The 16366-nt window shown below is 59.3% G+C and carries 16 protein-coding genes and 2 pseudogenes; 7 read left to right on the top strand and 11 right to left on the bottom strand.

Annotation, left to right across the window (positions count from 1 at the left end; genetic code table 11):
- Window positions 1-29: 29 nt before the first annotated feature.
- The 4 genes from ccoP to ccoN are packed head-to-tail and all read right to left on the bottom strand — an operon-like array spanning window position 30 to window position 3410.
- Entirely contained in the window at window positions 30-893 is an 864-nt protein-coding gene (gene ccoP / locus ABVQ20_RS30690; RefSeq protein WP_354463420.1) for a cytochrome-c oxidase, cbb3-type subunit III, read from the bottom strand.
- A gap of 2 nt (window positions 894-895) precedes the next feature.
- Window positions 896-1045, bottom strand: a complete 150-nt coding sequence (locus ABVQ20_RS30695; RefSeq protein ID WP_354463421.1) for a cbb3-type cytochrome c oxidase subunit 3 — start codon at window positions 1043-1045, stop codon at window positions 896-898.
- A gap of 11 nt (window positions 1046-1056) precedes the next feature.
- Entirely contained in the window at window positions 1057-1788 is a 732-nt protein-coding gene (ccoO, locus tag ABVQ20_RS30700; RefSeq protein ID WP_354463422.1) for a cytochrome-c oxidase, cbb3-type subunit II, read from the bottom strand.
- Window positions 1779-3410 carry a cytochrome-c oxidase, cbb3-type subunit I gene (gene ccoN, locus ABVQ20_RS30705; RefSeq protein ID WP_354463423.1) on the bottom strand — a complete coding sequence of 544 codons (1632 nt, stop codon included), beginning with the start codon at window positions 3408-3410 and terminating at the stop codon, window positions 1779-1781. The genes ccoO and ccoN overlap by 10 nt, the downstream gene beginning before the upstream one ends.
- A 374-nt stretch (window positions 3411-3784) precedes the next feature.
- Here ccoN and ABVQ20_RS30710 point away from each other — a divergent pair, with 374 nt between their 5' ends.
- Window positions 3785-3922: a hypothetical protein gene (locus ABVQ20_RS30710; protein ID WP_354463424.1), complete on the top strand. Its 138-nt coding sequence runs from the start codon at window positions 3785-3787 to the stop codon at window positions 3920-3922.
- A gap of 155 nt (window positions 3923-4077) precedes the next feature.
- Here ABVQ20_RS30710 and ABVQ20_RS30715 read toward each other — a convergent pair whose 3' ends face one another.
- Entirely contained in the window at window positions 4078-4824 is a 747-nt protein-coding gene (locus ABVQ20_RS30715) for a Crp/Fnr family transcriptional regulator (protein ID WP_354463425.1), read from the bottom strand.
- Between the two features lie 156 nt (window positions 4825-4980).
- Between ABVQ20_RS30715 and hemN the strand changes: the two genes are divergently transcribed.
- The 3 genes and pseudogenes from hemN to ABVQ20_RS30730 all read left to right on the top strand — a co-directional run bounded on the left by hemN (window position 4981) and on the right by ABVQ20_RS30730 (window position 7477).
- Window positions 4981-6330: an oxygen-independent coproporphyrinogen III oxidase gene (gene hemN / locus ABVQ20_RS30720; protein WP_354463426.1), complete on the top strand. Its 1350-nt coding sequence runs from the start codon at window positions 4981-4983 to the stop codon at window positions 6328-6330.
- A 112-nt stretch (window positions 6331-6442) separates the two neighbouring features.
- Window positions 6443-6617: pseudogene (locus tag ABVQ20_RS30725) on the top strand (integrase); the annotation flags it as partial.
- Window positions 6618-7267: 650 nt separating this feature from the next.
- Window positions 7268-7477 (top strand): hypothetical protein, encoded by a 210-nt coding sequence (locus ABVQ20_RS30730; RefSeq protein WP_354463427.1) that lies wholly within the window; start codon window positions 7268-7270, stop codon window positions 7475-7477.
- 844 nt (window positions 7478-8321) lie between these two features.
- Here ABVQ20_RS30730 and ABVQ20_RS30735 read toward each other — a convergent pair.
- The 4 genes from ABVQ20_RS30735 to queC form a co-directional block, all read right to left on the bottom strand.
- Window positions 8322-9437, bottom strand: a complete 1116-nt coding sequence (locus tag ABVQ20_RS30735; protein ID WP_354463428.1) for a hypothetical protein — start codon at window positions 9435-9437, stop codon at window positions 8322-8324.
- Between the two features lie 640 nt (window positions 9438-10077).
- Complete coding sequence (gene queE / locus ABVQ20_RS30740) at window positions 10078-10812, bottom strand: 7-carboxy-7-deazaguanine synthase QueE (RefSeq protein WP_354463429.1); 735 nt, start codon at window positions 10810-10812, stop codon at window positions 10078-10080.
- Window positions 10809-11165: a 6-carboxytetrahydropterin synthase QueD gene (gene queD / locus ABVQ20_RS30745; protein WP_354463430.1), complete on the bottom strand. Its 357-nt coding sequence runs from the start codon at window positions 11163-11165 to the stop codon at window positions 10809-10811. Before queD ends, queE begins: the two co-directional genes overlap by 4 nt.
- Entirely contained in the window at window positions 11165-11863 is a 699-nt protein-coding gene (gene queC, locus ABVQ20_RS30750) for a 7-cyano-7-deazaguanine synthase QueC (RefSeq protein WP_354463431.1), read from the bottom strand. The genes queD and queC overlap by 1 nt, the downstream gene beginning before the upstream one ends.
- Before the next feature lie 237 nt (window positions 11864-12100).
- Here queC and ABVQ20_RS30755 point away from each other — a divergent pair, with 237 nt between their 5' ends.
- Together ABVQ20_RS30755 and ABVQ20_RS40555 are read left to right on the top strand one after the other, a co-directional pair.
- Window positions 12101-12316 (top strand): hypothetical protein, encoded by a 216-nt coding sequence (locus tag ABVQ20_RS30755; RefSeq protein WP_354463432.1) that lies wholly within the window; start codon window positions 12101-12103, stop codon window positions 12314-12316.
- A gap of 1243 nt (window positions 12317-13559) precedes the next feature.
- Window positions 13560-13841, top strand: a pseudogene (locus ABVQ20_RS40555) (spore coat protein U domain-containing protein); the annotation flags it as partial.
- Here ABVQ20_RS40555 and ABVQ20_RS30765 read toward each other — a convergent pair.
- Window positions 13820-14164: a hypothetical protein gene (locus ABVQ20_RS30765; RefSeq protein WP_354463434.1), complete on the bottom strand. Its 345-nt coding sequence runs from the start codon at window positions 14162-14164 to the stop codon at window positions 13820-13822. The pseudogene ABVQ20_RS40555 and the gene ABVQ20_RS30765 sit on opposite strands and share 22 nt — an antisense overlap.
- 85 nt (window positions 14165-14249) lie before the next feature.
- Here ABVQ20_RS30765 and ABVQ20_RS30770 point away from each other — a divergent pair, with 85 nt between their 5' ends.
- The gene (locus ABVQ20_RS30770) at window positions 14250-14639 is read left to right on the top strand and encodes a hypothetical protein (protein WP_354463435.1); all 390 of its coding nucleotides are present in this window, start codon (window positions 14250-14252) and stop codon (window positions 14637-14639) included.
- Window positions 14640-15791: 1152 nt separating this feature from the next.
- Here the strand turns inward: ABVQ20_RS30770 and ABVQ20_RS30775 are convergent.
- Complete coding sequence (locus ABVQ20_RS30775; protein ID WP_354463436.1) at window positions 15792-16046, bottom strand: helix-turn-helix domain-containing protein; 255 nt, start codon at window positions 16044-16046, stop codon at window positions 15792-15794.
- Between the last annotated feature and the right edge of the window lie 320 nt (window positions 16047-16366).

A 16366-nucleotide genomic window follows, 5' to 3' on the forward strand; every position in this document is an offset into this window, starting at 1 on the left:
CGGGGAGGGCCGAGAATAGGCTTCCGTTCCTATTCTCCGCCGCCAAGCGAATGGACATAGACCGCGAGCTCCTTGACCTTGGTCTCGCCAAGACGACCGATCCAGGCCGGCATGACGCCGTGCTTCGGCGCGCGGACCTGCGCGGCAATAGCCGTCTCGCCCGGTCCATAGAGCCAGATGGCGTCGGTCAGGTCGGGCGCGCCGAGCTCTCTGTTGCCCTTCGCTGTGTCGCCATGACAGGCGACGCAATTTTCCGCGAACACCTTGGCACCGGGCTCGATCAGGCTTGCGTCCTGGACCAAGCCGGACAGGCTGGCAACGTAGGCGCTGACCTGTTTGATCTGGTCCGCCGTGATGATGTCGCCAAAAGCCGGCATTTCCGACAGGCGCGTATCCGGGTCTGATGCGAAGCGGATGCCGTGCGTGATCGTCTGCTGGATCTGCTCGGCGCTGCCGCCCCACAGCCAATCGTCGTCATTGAGGTTAGGAAACCCCTTGGAGCCTTGCGCACCGGAGCCATGGCACTGCACGCAATTGACCTTGAAAGCCGCACCGCCGGCAGCGACGGCGAACTCGCGCAATGCGTCGTCGGCAGCAATCTCCGAGACGGTTTTCGATTCCACCGCCGCGACATATTTGGCCTTGGCGGCTTCGGCGGCCGCCAGTTCATTCTTGACCTGGTTGCGGCTCGAATAGCGGAGCACACCTCTGGTCGCGGAAGTAAGCATTGGCCATGCCGGGTAAGCGATGGTGTAGCCGATCGCCCAGACGATCGTTATGTAGAACGTCCAGATCCACCAGCGCGGAAGTGGGTTGTTGAGTTCCCGGATGCCATCCCACTCATGGCCGGTTGTCGGGATGCCCGAGACCTCGTCGATGTGCTCGCTGCTCATGATCAGTCGTCCTTGAGAGGAATTCGAGCGGCTTCGTCAGCTTGCCCGCGGCCGCCAGGGCGAAGCGCGAAGGCAACGCATCCGACAAAGAACAGCGCCATGGCGAGCAGGCCCCAGCTGTCGGCGAATTCCCGCATCAAATTGTAGTCCATCGTCGCTCTCCTCAGCGGTAGCCGGCGGCTTCGTCGTAAGTCTTGAAATCGACCAGCGTGCCAAGCATCTGAAGGTAGGCGACGAGAGCATCCATCTCGGTGACCTGTTGCGGGTTGCCGTCGAAGTCGCCGAGCTTGGCCTTGGGGTAGCGCGCTTCAAGGCCGGACGTATCGATGTTGGGATTCGCCTGCGCCATCAGATCGACATTGGCGTTGGCGATCATGTCATCGGAGTAGGGCACCCCCACCCGACGGTTGGCGACCAGATGCGTCGAGAAGTCCTTCACCTCAATCGGCCTATCCTTCAGGAACGCGTAGCTCGGCATGATCGATTCCGGCACCACCGAGCGCGGCGCGCTGAGATGCTGTACGTGCCATTCGTTCGAGTAGCGGTCGCCAACCCGGGCAAGGTCCGGTCCAGTGCGCTTTGATCCCCACTGGAACGGGTGATCGTACATCGACTCGGCCGCCAGGCTGTAGTGCCCATAGCGCTCGACCTCGTCGCGGAACGGCCTGATCATCTGGCTGTGGCAGAGGTAGCAGCCCTCGCGCACATAGATGTTGCGTCCGGCGAGTTCGAGCGGCGAATAGGGCCGCATGCCTTCGACCTTCTCGATCGTATTGTCGAGATAGAAGAGCGGCGCGATCTCGACGATGCCGCCGACCGTCACCACAAGGAGGGAGCCCACGAGAAGAAGCGTGGCGTTCTTCTCAATGACGGCGTGTTTGTCGATCAAGCCCATTTTCCGGCTCCTGATCGCGCACGCTGGAGGGCGGGGATGGAGCCCGGCATCGGATCCTCCTCGCGTTGGTAGCCAAAGATAGTCATGGCGATGTTCCAGGCCATGATAAGGGCGCCGGACAGATACATCGCGCCGCCGATGGCACGCATGATGTAGTAGGGATGCATGGCGGCAACGGTTTCGGCGAAGGAGTAGACCAGGAAGCCCTGCTCGTCGTACTCGCGCCACATCAGGCCTTGCATGACGCCGGAGACCCACATCACCGCCGCGTAAACGACGATGCCGAGCGTAGCCAGCCAGAAATGCCAGTTGACCAGCCTCAGCGAATAGAGCCGCTCGCGGTTCCACAGCTTCGGCACCATGAAATAGATTGCGCCGAACGAGATCATGCCGACCCAGCCAAGCGCGCCGGAGTGGACGTGCCCGATCGTCCAATCGGTATAGTGCGACAGCGAGTTGACCGTCTTGATCGCCATCATCGGGCCTTCGAAGGTCGACATGCCGTAGAAGGCGATGGCCATAACCATCATGCGGATGATCGGATCGGTGCGCAGCTTGTCCCAGGCGCCGGACAGCGTCATCACGCCGTTGATCATGCCGCCCCAGGAGGGCATCCAGAGCATAATCGAAAACACCATGCCAAGCGTCTGCGCCCAGTCGGGCAGAGCGGTGTAGTGGAGATGGTGCGGACCAGCCCAGATATAGAGGAAGATCAGCGCCCAGAAGTGGATGATCGAAAGGCGGTAGGAATAGACTGGGCGGTTCGCCTGCTTGGGCACGAAATAATACATCATGCCGAGAAAGCCGGCGGTGAGGAAGAAGCCAACGGCATTGTGGCCGTACCACCATTGCGTCAGCGCGTCCTGGACGCCGGAAAAGGCGGAGTAACTCTTGGAACCCAGGAACGAGGCCGGCATCGACAGATTGTTGATCACATGCAGCATCGCGATGGTAACGATGAAGGACAGATAGAACCAGTTAGCGACGTAGATATGCGGTTCCTTGCGCTTCAGGATGGTGCCTAGGAACAGGATAAGATAGGCGACCCAGACGATGGTCAGCCACAGGTCCACATACCATTCGGGTTCGGCGTACTCGCGACTCTCGGTGATGCCGAGCAGGTAGCCTGTCGCAGCCATGACGATGAAGAGCTGATAGCCCCAGAACACGAACCACGCCAGATTGCCGCCAAACAGCCGGGCGCGGCAGGTGCGCTGCACGACATACAGAGACGTGCAAAGCAGTGCATTGCCGCCGAATGCAAAAACGACGCCCGACGTATGCAGCGGCCGCAAGCGACCGAAATTAAACCAGGGCTCAATGTTGAGATCCGGATAGGCAAGCTGCAGCGCGATGACCACACCAACCAGCATGCCTACGACGCCCCAGATCACCGTTGCGACGGCCCCATAGCGTATCGGCCCATCCATATAAGCAGCGGGGTCGATCGGAATTGCTGGCTTGAACTCTGTGTTGCGCAACAGGATCGCAGTGAAGCCAGCCGCGGTGAAGAACAAAACCAACATATGCTGGCGAAAAGGTTCATCTACGCCGAAGCCGGCAGCCACGAGGGCCGCAAAAGCAAACAGGCTTAGAAGGACGATCTCTGTGCCGAATTTCATCGCAAGTCCCGATCTCCAATTCCGGCGGACCCAAATCCGCAGCGCATTATTTGCGCAGCCGCCGCCTGCTCGCCCTGATCCATGTCAGAGCTGCACGATTTTGCTTCGGGCAGCATCGAGTTCGGTGCGATCAGAAGGTGGCGATTGAACGAGGAAACGCAGCACGGCCGCCCCGCTCATGAACAAGTCCGGCGTCCGCGGGGCCGCCCGGCGTGGAGACGATTGCGTGCGATGTGATGAAGCGCGCGCACAGGGAAAACCCGCAGCTCTGCAATGCTTAGGAAAATATCGCTGATGGGCTGCCGAGCGTCGATCGCCTGAAGTGCCTCGGCACGTAACGCAATCCTGCCATTGTCGCGCAAACGTTCATCAATATGAAAGAAACGATTGTCTTTTCCGCCTACGAGGCCGCTGTCGTCGGCGGCGACGCCAGCCTCGCTTCTACCCGGCGGTTGCGCGCCCAACACGTCGAAGACAAGTGCTTTGCTGGTGAGGTGATCGAATTCTGCTAGCGATCGGCCATGGCGAGACAGTGGAGAATGTGGAAGCCGTCGGTCTCATTCTGCGCGGCTTCTTCGAAGGCTTGCGGCGACACACCGCTTTCGAACGCGAACATGTCCTGCCGCGGGTCGGAGTAAGCGACGCAGGCTCCGCCGTTTAGGTCTCATTAAAGGGCGGTTGCGCGTCGGCCGCCGCAGCGCTGCTCCAGCCGGCTGATACTGTCCACCGTGACATGGCGATTGTTCTCGATCCGGATCACGCCGTCCATTCTCAGTCTGGTCAGCTGGCGGCTCACAGTCTCGTTTGTAAGTCCAAGGAAATCAGAGATGTCTGCACGCGTCAGTGGCAGATCGAAGCAGGCGGACCTGGCCGCCGGGCCAACACTGGGATCGATATTCCGGGCGATCATGAGGAGAAAGCTCGCCACCTTCTCCGGTGAGGTCTTGCGCCCCAGAGTCACCATCCATTCGCGTGCCTCGTCGAGTTCGTTCAGCGTCTGTTTGAGCAGGCGATGCTCAAGTTCCGGTGATTCCTTCATCATCCGTTCGATGGCCGCCCTCGGAAACGTGCACAGCGAGACAGCGGTTACCGCTTCCGCATTGATCGCGCTTTTCACCTTGAACGGCCGTCCCAGAAAATCCGGTGCGAACTGGAGGCCGACGATTTGCTGGCGGCCGTCCGAAAGGCTTTTCGTCAGCTTCACCACGCCTGAAAGCACGTTTGAATAGCTGTCGACGGCCTCGGCGTCGCCGATCAGTTCGACCCCCGGCTCGATCTTGTGCCGCGACGAAGTCTTGGCGAGCCGCGCCAAATCGTCTGGATCGAGCGCACCGCAGACGCCGCGGTGCCGTGCCTCGCAAGGTAGGCAAACAACGGGAATGCCGGAACTATGAATATCCTGCCGTACTGTCATTCGATCGCTCTACCGATCCCAAGTGGCGGCAGGATAGCAATCGACGGTAGAAAAATCGTTGCGGCAGTTTGTCCGTGCTGGAGGTTGACCGAAATCAGGGCTTTGGCTGTTAGACGCGTCCAGAGTTCCGGCGACTCAAACATGGTGGACCACGACATGCGACCGGAATTAGCTGCCAGACTTGGCCAGAACGTTCCCCGCTACACCAGTTACCCGACCCCGCCGCATTTCCATCCGGGCGTCGACGCGGCGGTCCAGAAAGCTTGGTTGGAGGCGCTCGAAGGCGGTGACGAGATATCGCTTTACCTGCATATTCCCTATTGTGACAGACTCTGCTGGTTCTGTGCGTGCCATACCAAGCAGACGCGCCACTATGAGCCGGTGACCGCTTATCTGCGCTCGCTACGCGCGGAGATCGCGACGGTTGCCGCCCTTATCAGCGGGAAGGTCTTCGTCCGCGCAATCCACTTCGGCGGCGGCTCGCCGACAATGCTGAAGCCTGAGGATATGGTGGCTCTAGGCGCGTTCTTGCGGGACAGCTTCGATTTTGTTCCGAATACGAAAATCAGCATCGAGATCGATCCGAACGATATGGACGAAGCGCGCCTCAATGCACTTGCCGAAATCGGCATGACGCGGGCGAGCCTCGGCGTGCAGGATTTCGATCCGAAAGTGCAAAAGGCGATCAACCGCGAGCAGAGCTTCCTGCAGACCAAGACGGTTGTTGACGGCGTTCGTTCGCGCGGCGTCGAATCGGTCAATCTCGACCTGCTCTACGGCCTGCCGCACCAGACCAGGGAGAGCGTTTCCTCCACGGTTGCGCAGGCACTGACCCTGGAACCGGACCGGATCGCGCTTTTTGGCTATGCGCACGTACCGTGGTTCAAGAAACATCAGACGATGATCGACGAGGCATGGCTGCCCGGTCCCGCGGAACGGTTTGCCCAATCGCAACTTGCCGCGCAGGCGATCGTGGACCAGGGCTACGAGGTAATTGGGCTCGACCATTTCGCCAAACCGGGCGATGGCCTGGCGCTTGCGGCACGCGCCGGGACTTTGCACCGGAACTTTCAGGGCTACACCGAGGATCGTTGCGAAACCTTGATCGGCCTCGGCCCATCGTCCATCAGCCAATTTCGGCAAGGTTATGCACAGAACATGCCTTCGACCACCGAGTATGGGCGCATGGTCGCAAACGGCGGGTTGGCCGCGGTCCGTGGGATTGCGTTTTCCGATGACGACCGCGTTCGCGGCTGGATCATCGAGCGCCTGATGTGTGACTTCGGCTTCTCCGCGATCGACCTGGTGGAGCGCTTTGGCGAAGCCGGTCAAAGGCTTCTCGTCAAAGCGAGTTCCACGGCCCTTCACGATCCTGCGCGGTTGCTTGAACTTGACGGTGACCGCTTCGTCGTGCCGGTGGAAAGCCGGCCCTTTGTCAGGAGTATCGCGGCGAAGTTCGACAGATATTTCGAAACCGGCAAGGCCAGGCATTCGGTGGCGGTCTGAGCACCGCAGAGGAACGGTCACGGTTTTCAGTCGATCGTGAACCGATTGCGCCACGTTTTGACCATTCATCGGATACCGTCGTATTGCGGATACGAAGGTCTTTGGCCATAAGCGTCCGGGCTGGCGCGAGATCAAGGTCGGCCGCGGCTTCATTCGACGCCACCTGCCCGGTCGTGGCGCTGGAGACCACCTGGCTGAAACTCGCCTGGATTGCGCATCGTCCTCTTTTCCGGGGTGTCACCGGCCAGGGCAAGGCCGTTGGCGCCGATCGGCTCAATGACCAGGAGGCGCAATCTTCTGCTTATGGACGAAGGCGGAAAGAAAGCGAAATTTTCTGCAGCTTCTGACCAGTTTCGATCCGATGTACGATAGTGTTCCGCCTCCAACGGGGGAGAGGAACCTCTTGTCTACAGGGGAGCTGGAGTTGTGGGCTAGCGCCGAATGGCCTGATCCGCGCTGGTAGACTGCAGCGTCTGGGGAACCTCAAGAGACGCCGTACCCATCCATGCTTGGAAATCCGGCCCAAAACGATGCAAATGGCCGCTAACACGCAACCTCGCGTTTCCCGTCGACCACAGGGAGTGGCCGGCTGCCAAAGGATCGTCGAGGAACTCGGCGCGGGCGTTTCATGCGCCCGCCGGCCTTCCCGAGCATCGCCTCATGTAGCTGGTAGCTGGGAAATAATTTGTCCCCGCAGCTCACGCTGCGCGAAATCGCCAACCAGCACGAAGGCTTCATGAACGGGCACCACGCGGCGCAAGAAAATGGGCGCCCTCATCCGGCAAGAACCTCTTCGATCGGGCGAGGCGGAAGGGCTTGCTCAGTCAGGCTCGCTGCAAGGATCGAGAAGTGTTATGGCGCGAACGCAGTACCCATCGCGCGTCTCAACCCTAGCCCGAATTAGGCAAACAAATCGTAAACGCGGGAGCGCGCATTGATGGAAACCAGGATCATCGACAGCCGGGACGATTTTGCGCAATGGGCGATCGATCGGGCCAATGCGATCCTGACGGATGAGGGTTCGGAACTCGCCACCGCCGCGCGCAACGGAAACGAAGCCCAAACAGGTGAGACGGCACAGGCGCTCGGCCAGGCGATCGTCGATGCGCTGCTTGAGGCGTTCGACGGTCTCGTAGGCGACGAATAGCCACCGGCTTGGCCTGCATCACTGGCTGCGCCAACGGAAACGGCCGGTACGCGGGTTCACACATCGATCCAGCATCATGATTTCGGCCTGCGCAGGCTTCCGAGACCTCGACCGCCCTTCCCTCGATTGCCATCATCCGGCGGCCCATCGGTCTCCGCGGGCCTCTTTTCGGCATCGAGTTTGGCCGAAGCAGCGCCATGATCATCGGCCAGGCCGAGAATTTCCCGTCCCGAGCGCGGTCCGTCAGGCTGCGCGGTGCGGATTTCTGCACACACCGCTGGCGCGTGACTTTATCGAGAGAAGGCCGAGTGTCGGGGATTGGAGGTCGCTCTGGGCGTTACACGCAGTCTGGCAGCGGCCAAGCGATTGCCGCTGCGACCCCGTATAGTCTGGCGCTCCACAAATGACGGAAGTCGACCGGCCGCGTTGCGACAATAGGCCCCAAGTTACGCTCCTGGCGCGCGAACGCTGGGCTGCCGCCGCACCGCTCGGATCAGTCGCGCCGGATGCGAGCCGTCGACGCCAGCTCTGCGGATTTCGAAAAGAATCAACGGGTCGATCCCTCAAGCGACCGTAGGCTGACTTGAGTCCAAGCGCGGTGCCACGTTGGACCCGCGATCTCGAAGGTCAATTGCTTGACCGCGTCAGCCAAACGGGCATCCAATATCGTGGATGGAGTTCGCGGCGTATCGTTCGAAGCGGTTGCGTCTAACCACGCTGCCCCAGTGCCGCGCTCAAGCCTGAACAGGCTGGCATTATGTGTTTCATCTTTCCTCGCCCTTGGCTGATTGGAGTGGGTCAGCTCACGCGAAGCTCATCGATTCCAGGTCGGATGGGAAATCGGTCAGGCAAGGCTGAACACGCCCGAAAATACCGGCAGCTTATGACGCTTGATCAGGGCGTGGAAACGAGCGTGAGCGTCAAGCAGTTCGTCCAAATCGAAACAGAAGGGGATAGCCAGTTGCTTTGTCACGAACGGAGTGAACACAGTTGGCGCGGGCACGACGGAAAGCTCGGCAAGAGCTTTCAACCCCGCGATCGTACTATCGGATGGCTCTATTCCGGTCAGGAGGCAACTGCCGGCACGGAAAGGACCGAAAACGTCGACCGCATCAGCGAAAACAGGCAAATAGTCGCTGAAGACATACGTGCCTTTAAAGCCGCGGATGTATTTTCGTCGCACCTCGGTGCCGACTATCTCGACACCAGTATTAAACCGTGTGACGCCTGCTTCCCGAAGTTGAGTAAGATATTCTATCCGTCGTACTCGGTCGTTCCTGACGCTCGGAGGAACCACCTGGGATAAATAAATGTCGTGTGCGTAGCCTGCTTCACGCAGTCGTCGTGCGAGTGCCGCGTGCCGTTCTAGTTCTTTTGCTTCGTCCTTGATGCTCCCTGTGCAGAGCCAGACAATGTCATACAGACTGTTGAAGTTATGACCGTTACGCTCAATATAGGAGAGGCACTCTTGGAAGTTGGATTGGTAGTCTGTGCTGCCCCCGCCGCGTATGGCCATTACCTCCCATTCGTTCTCCTTAAAGCAATAATCACAAGAATAGCAGCAATAAACATGATGATCAAAAACGAAGCTGCGAGCGCCATTTTTGCGTGTCATGCCGAAATTGTACATACCGGTCGGCGCTCTGTCTTGGTCAATAAATTGACGGCAGGGTACGTGCTCGGTCACACCATTGATTGTCGCGATCAACGCCTCGCCGTCGAACATGAAGGGCGAATCGGAGTTCACTCTCGCGGTGAGTTTCTTTCGGAATACTCCGTTGGACAATTCAATCTCGATGCGGGGGATCACTTGCCCCAAGATCGGTAACCGGATTTCTGTCGTGAGAAGCTGGACCCCATCGCGAAGTACGCCGAGGCGCATAACCTCCTCAATGCGAAGGTTATGCCTGTTTTCCAGCGCAATGCCAAATCGGATCAATCGCTTGCTTTGAACACTCATGGTCCTCTCCCAATCCATCTTATCGACCAAAGACGCGCGGCACCGCCCTCCCCTGAGAAATGGATCGGCAGATCCCTTGAGTTCGATAATCAACGAGGACAAAACAGTTGCTTTGCGTAGCTTTCCCCGGGGTCGGGGACCGGCGCCTTCGGTCGGTCGGCTTAAATCTCTCCCATTCGCAGGACATCGCAAGAACTGTGCCAGCTGCAGGAGGCGCCGCCGGATCCCGATAGGAGATACTGTTTAATGGTAGCGTCGCGCCAACCTTTGAGTGGGCGCAGGGGTTGTCGGTCGTGGACCTTCATGCGGTGATGGACATGGAGTTCTCGCGCCAGGTTGCCAACGGTCTTGTGATTTGTGCCGTAGCGTTGGCCCGCGTCCTCAGGCCGTCTTGACCATGATGTATTGCTCGATGGATCGCCTCTGTCGTCGTGATGCTCCCATGCACAATCCGGCCCATCGCGCATCCCTGAATTCGGACCACAAGGATGCCCCATCAAAGTCGGATCAAACTCGGCTGGCCGCGCTCTTGGTGCCGGTACCATAAGTCCGCAAGTACCCCGAGAACGCCGTCAATGGGGGCCGACTCGGCTAACCGAAGATCCGCAGAAGCAGTTCCAGTGCAACGAAAGACGGAGGGCTAGACGGCCCTCTTGTTGCCCCACAGCAGAACGTGCAGCTGCGGCAGCACGCGGGCGTCGAACCACCTGTCGCCGGTTACCTTTTCAACCAGCCACTCCATACGTTTCATTATTCCGTCCAGATCGACAGGCGCGTCTTCGTTGCCAGGACGGGGCGGCGTGTGATTGCCGGGTTGCAGGTAAACCGGAAGGCGCGGAAATCGCTCCGCGGCGCCTTTCGCGTAGGCGTAGTCGCTCTCGTCGAAAACAACGAGCTTGAGCACGATTTGCGGCTTCTCCTGCGCCGCATCGACGCACGCCTCGAGAGCGGCCCAATCCGTCATCATTTCGCTTGAAGGCGGCTTTGGGCTGAGGACAAGCACGTCAAGGTCGGCAAACCAGTCCCTGACCACCGAACCTTGGGTCTCCAGCGCAAAACGGTAACCTTCACCATGGCCTCGCTCGATGAGCGCACGAAACGGCTGAATGGCCGGATTGCCGCCTGACAGCGACACCATAACTGGCCGGCCACCGGAAAGCTTAACGACGGTTTGCCATACCGCGTCGATTGGCATCATCTCCCATTCATGGCGGAATTGATGGTCCACCGCATGGAGACTGTCGCACCAGGAACAGCGATAGTCACACCCGCCGGTTCTGATGAAGACCGTCGGCAAACCGATGAGCACGCCCTCGCCCTGGATCGTCGGCCCGAAGATCTCGCTCACGCGGATTGCGGGATGCGTATCGGTCATGGCCGGTATTCCGCCCAGGTTTTCGGCGTTTCGCTCACCCGCACGGCCGAGGTTTCGGGCAGGCCTGCCTTGCACCATAGATAAAAATGTCTGGCCAGGCATTCCGCGGTGACTTGCTCATGTCCGAGCACGTCGTTGAGATGTCGGTGGTCGAAGCTCTCGTCGATATAGCGTTTGAATGGCGCCAAATCGTGATAGTCGCGCACGAAACCGTTGTCGTTCAGTCCATTCGCTGAAAGCTCCACTTCGACGATGTAGTTATGCCCGTGCAGGCGCGCGCATTGGTGATCGGGCGGCAACGTGGTGAGCTGATGCGAGGCCGAGAAGTGGAATTCCTTGGTGATACGGAACATTACGCGGTCCTCCTTCGCAGCGCATCGAGCCAGAAGTCGGAGTCCTCGTAGTCCGTGGGGTCCGGATGCCCAGAGAGATGAAACGCTTCGCGCCGCTCGACGCAGGTCCCGCACCTCCCGCAGTGACGTTCGGCGCCCTTGTAGCAGGACCAGGTCTGCGCAAATGGCGTGCCGTATGTTGCTCCATCCTTAACGATGTCTGCCTTCGTGAGATTCACATAGGGCGCATAAAGGCGAACCTTCGCGTAGCCGTCGAGCGCGCGGTCTTGCATCATCTGGAAAGCGTCGATGAAGGCCGGACGGCAGTCGGGATAAATGAAATGATCCCCACCATGCACGGCAGTCGCCACCGCTTCGACCTTGTGCGCGGCGGCGAGACCGAAGGCGGTGGCCAACATGATGGCGTTCCGGTTCGGCACCACCGTGACCTTCATCGTATCTTCGGCGTAGTGCCCGTCCGGCACATCCACACTGTCGGTCAGCGCGGAGCCGGAAAGGCCGCGGCCGATTTCGCGCATGTCGATGCTGCGATGCGGGACGTTCAAACGCTCGGCGCAAAGGGCGGCGAATCCCAATTCCTTCCTGTGCCGTTGGCCGTAATCAAATGATAGGAGGCTGGCGAGCTCGTACTCCGCTGCCACCTTGTGAGCAAGAGTAACGGAGTCCAATCCGCCGGAGCAGACGACGAGAGTCTTCATCGTTGGGTCCTTGTTTTAACCGGGTAGGCTGCGACCGGAGATTTCTCTGCGCTCCCAGTACTTCAGGAAATCGATTTTGTGAAGTGAACGGGAACGAGTTTCATGCGCGGACGTGCCGCTGTGTGCGAGGCGCCCTCAGGCGGTGAGCCTGCTAGGAACACGGACTAGCGAAACGGCACGCTTCAGTGGATGTTCAAAGGCGAGCGTACCAGAATATGCTCTGAAGGAGTCCGGATCTTGGGAAACAAGGTTCTCGACGCTTCGATCAAGCGCCCGGCGGTGCCGAGCTTCGAGGGACGCCACCGCGAGGGTTTCATTCATGTACAAGACGGCCTGAGGATGGGCTTGCCGCAAAGAACGGATTTGCCAAGTGGGATGTTTTCGCAGCCACGCCGAAATGCAGATGTCTGGAATGATCACGACATCAATTGTCGCGGCAACTTGGCTGGGTGACTTAGGCCCGACGCAGCTTCTACTTCCATCCTGTTTGCCATGCGGCAATCACCCGTTCAGTCTCGGTAGACTTGAATGTCATCTTGCCTGCCTGATTGCCCCAACACGGCCGTGTAGGGCACGCCATCTATGGTGAAATTTGTCTGCGGCCGGGACGCGCTGGGCAGTAAGTTCTGCCAGTGCATTCCGCGCATGAGGTCCACAGGCGCCCGTCGGTCGCCGTGTTGCCAGTCCGGGACGTACGCTGTTAAATCCGGCGCCGGAGGCGGTGCGTAAGGCACGTATGCTGGCCCAAAAATCGATGCTGCAGCGCTTTGCTCCAAGGATGGCGGACCTGGCTGATTGACGCTTGGCGCTGGCGAATGAGCAGGTGAATCTAGGCTCCTCCAAAAGTTCGACGTATTCCAACTATGGGTTGGCAACTGGCCCCTTTGATCCACCCCCGCCCAAAAGTCCGCCGAGTTGACACTGTGCGGCGAAGAGGCGGGTTGTTCCGCCGCATCATGCAATCGCCAAATCTCGTCTTGATCGAAACTTGATGCTGCCGACGGGGCCGGCTGATGCACTGGCTGGCGAGAAGTGCCCTCCGCGGCTCGCGAAGTACCCTCCCCTTGGGTCTGACGGTACCGCTTAAGCATGCTCAACCCTTTCGTGACCCCCCTGTTGCCCGGGAAGAACTCCCTAGCAAAGTCGTGGAGCGAATGGTCACTTAGTCCAGCGATACCCACCCCACGATTCTCTTGGAGCTTTTGAGACAGCTTCCGCAGACCGGTACGTCTGGTGACGAGAGACTCCGGCGTAATCCCGCGACGCGACTCATAATCAGTCGCCTCCTGGATGAGGGCTTCGTCTCCAGGAGCGGCCGTATACCGCGGCCGGGTCGACGGGCCAGCCGTGGCCGCCGCGCTCAGGTGCTGCTGAAAGTCCTCTTGCCCGGCCTCCTCCGCTTGCTCCGCCTGTCCTGCCTGCTGCTGGGTCAGCCCGGCGTAGTACTGTTGCCAATCCGGACTGAATGGATTGAAGTGGGTCGGGTCCATCTTAGTCTCCTACGTTCATAGATCAGGTATGCACGGCGCTTTCATGCTACTCTGGCTAGCTGTCGAGAAGCTGACGAACAACCTGCGGTAGAGGGAGTCCTGAAACGGAGCGGAGCGGCATTCGCGCCGCCCAAGCCCGTCCAATCGTCAATGTGATCCTCCTGCCGCTACCAAGTCCAGATCGCCTGCGACCTGGAATCTGGCTCTCTAAAGGCGTCATCGATGCCAATGTCGACCAGACCAGCACCATTTGTGTCCAATGCACCTCTGGCCAGACCTACAACGTTGGCATGAGCACCGGTGCGGGGGTGCGACCGTTGCGGTTCGCAATATGACTCGGCCGGGTGCCGCGACGGTCAATTACACGCTTTGCGGTGACACTGCGTGTACTCAAGCCATGGGTGGTGACAATTGGCACCGATACGGTTGCTGGAACCAGCAATGGCAATGTCCATAATCTGACCGTCTATGGACGGGGGCGGCCGCGCCGCAACCTGCCGAAGGATGCCGGCAGCTTCATTGGGCACTGTGTCGAGGGCTTGACGCCGACGTCGAGAACCACGCACTCCAGGCCAGCCGATGTTACAGCGAACGCCAAGACCGAATTCGCATCCGTACCTCTCCATGTGAGGATATGGGTGTCCTTGTCTGCCTGCAGGAACCGGGATTGCTCCAGACCCAACAGGTTGTAAGCCGCCCTTCCCTGCTCAAGGAAATCGGCTGCGGCCGAATCGATATAGGCAGGGATGTTCATTGAGGACAGGGTTGCCGGCATCTCGGCCGCGAGCCGGTGGCCAATCAGCAAACCCAAACTAATTGATCCATCGTGAGCCGACATCTGTGAACAAGCCGTGTGCGTCGATTGCAATCACCCCTGTGTTGCGCGCAGCTACCTTATGGCAGTGGGTGAACTGGATTTGATGGTTTTCCAGATGGCGGTCGAAAGCGTCCGCTCGCTCTCCTTAAGCTTCACTGATAAAGCCGCGGAGATAGCCACCAGGAGCCGCGGTATCCTGCTTTTCGACGTGCGGATCGACGGTGACGCGGAGGTCCAGCGGGTCGCAGCCATCCGATATCAGGGCGCCCAGACCGGCGTGCTGGCGTTGGACAGACAGGGCCTTGTTACCCACCATTGCATCGTCAATGGTGCTTTCTCACATTTCATTGCGCCATTGGAGAACTGGAACAGCATGTCCCTGCCGATGCAGGCCAAGATCGATGCCAATGGCCATGCCAGTCTCTTCCTAGGGGCCTTGCGAAATGCCGGACACATACTGGGCAGCTAGCATTTGGCTAGAACCATCTGTAAATTTTTGCATGCGGCATAGTTGCCGACACCGCCGGCATGATTGTCGTGCTCGAAAACGGCTGCGGCGATAGCGGCAAAGCAATGGCCGGGATGATGGCGATCAAAGCGTAGGCGTTGCATCGATGCGCGATCGTTTAGACCGAGGTCTCCGTCTGGCACCGAGCAACACGCACGGAGGTTACGGAAAGCGGAAATGCATCAAGTATTTGAGAGCACGAGCCCCCTCATGCAAATGAAGCTGGCTGCTGTCGTCCCATCGTGCCGCCGAACTCAAGGGCGTGACGATCGACCACCATGGGCTATTTTTTTGCAAGTCGAATGTCCCGATTCCGGAACCAGGGAAAACTCCGACTCGGCGAAAAATAGCAACAACAGGGACGACGCAAGCCGCCCTGCCCTTTTTCAAGCAGGGAAGTGCTTCCGGTGCTCTCACCGACACGAAATCGCAAATGGCACGCCTGCGAGCACCAAAACTGGAGGCACCCATGGTGAACGGCTTGACTCGCTGGAGGACGCGTAAGACCTCGGCGGGCAGAGGCGCAAGCGACGTTTGACTGGATGGCTGCTCGGGATCTGATCGAAGCGTAGTTGGACAAGGAGGCGTTAGTTACGGCCTACCTCGACATTGCTAGAAGCGCACCGGCAGCCTGGGCGGGGGGCTTGGGGTGAGACTGCCGGCGCACGCCACTCATGAAGAGCGGCCCCTTTTCGCGGTTCCGACACCCATAGTCAACCCAGCAGCGTCTGGGTGCCCGCTGTGCTCTTCTAAGAGCGGTGCGCGATTCCGGCCGTGTCCGCCGATCGTGCCTCGTGTGGTGGGCCGCTCTCGCCGGCCAACCTGATTCTCCAGCCAGTATCGCCTTGCCGACCAGCACGAGCTCGCCGTCGGCATCCTTCGTCGCGAGCCAATGCTATCGTATAAGTGTCGCAGACTCCGGCTGGCTGTATTACCTGAGACAGCATGAAGAAGCGTCCCAACTTTCCTGGCGGTACTGCGCCCGAAGCCATTCTTTGGTTTCCAGGACCCGGGCGCTTTTTTGACGGTGGTCAGCAAAGGAATTACGCTTCGTCTATCAGTCGCAAACCACACATCACAAGGTAGCGGATCTTCCACCAACTTGCAGACTGATCACGCGGCGTCCGATATGTCCGACTCCGCCTCAAGAATTCCCACAGGTATGGACAGGGATCTCGCTATCCGATCCCGATAGCCCTTGTTGTACCTCAGACCCGTCTCGATGTTTTGGATTTCCTCAGCAGCAAGCCCGCATGCCACTGCGAGGTCCTCGATCGAATATCCAAGGTGTTCACGATAAGCGCGGATGATGTGGGTCCCCTGCGACATAGCCGTCAAGACTGGCTCGGGAATGCGCGAATCCTTCATAGACACCTCCAAGAAGATAAGGAGCGCCTGATAAATCGGGAGATTTCCTCCCGGACCTGGCGCACCCAGCAAATCAAAAAAATGGACGTCGATTCGGCCGGACCGGCCTCATCCATGGAACGGGCCACCTGAATTTGGCAGCCGGATCGGAATATGGCGGCTCACCTGCTTCTGATCAAGTTTCAAGAACCTGCCTGCCCTGAGATGGCCTGATCCGCATTCGTCCTATGATCCCACGCGACTCACTCTCCTCGCCGATGGCCTTCTTGAACAGCAACTCGAACTCCCCTGCCGCCGCCTTCAGTTGCTATTCGCGGCAT

Origin of the sequence: Mesorhizobium shangrilense, assembly GCF_040537815.1 — a bacterium.
GTDB classification, from domain to species: Bacteria; Pseudomonadota; Alphaproteobacteria; order Rhizobiales; family Rhizobiaceae; genus Mesorhizobium; species Mesorhizobium shangrilense.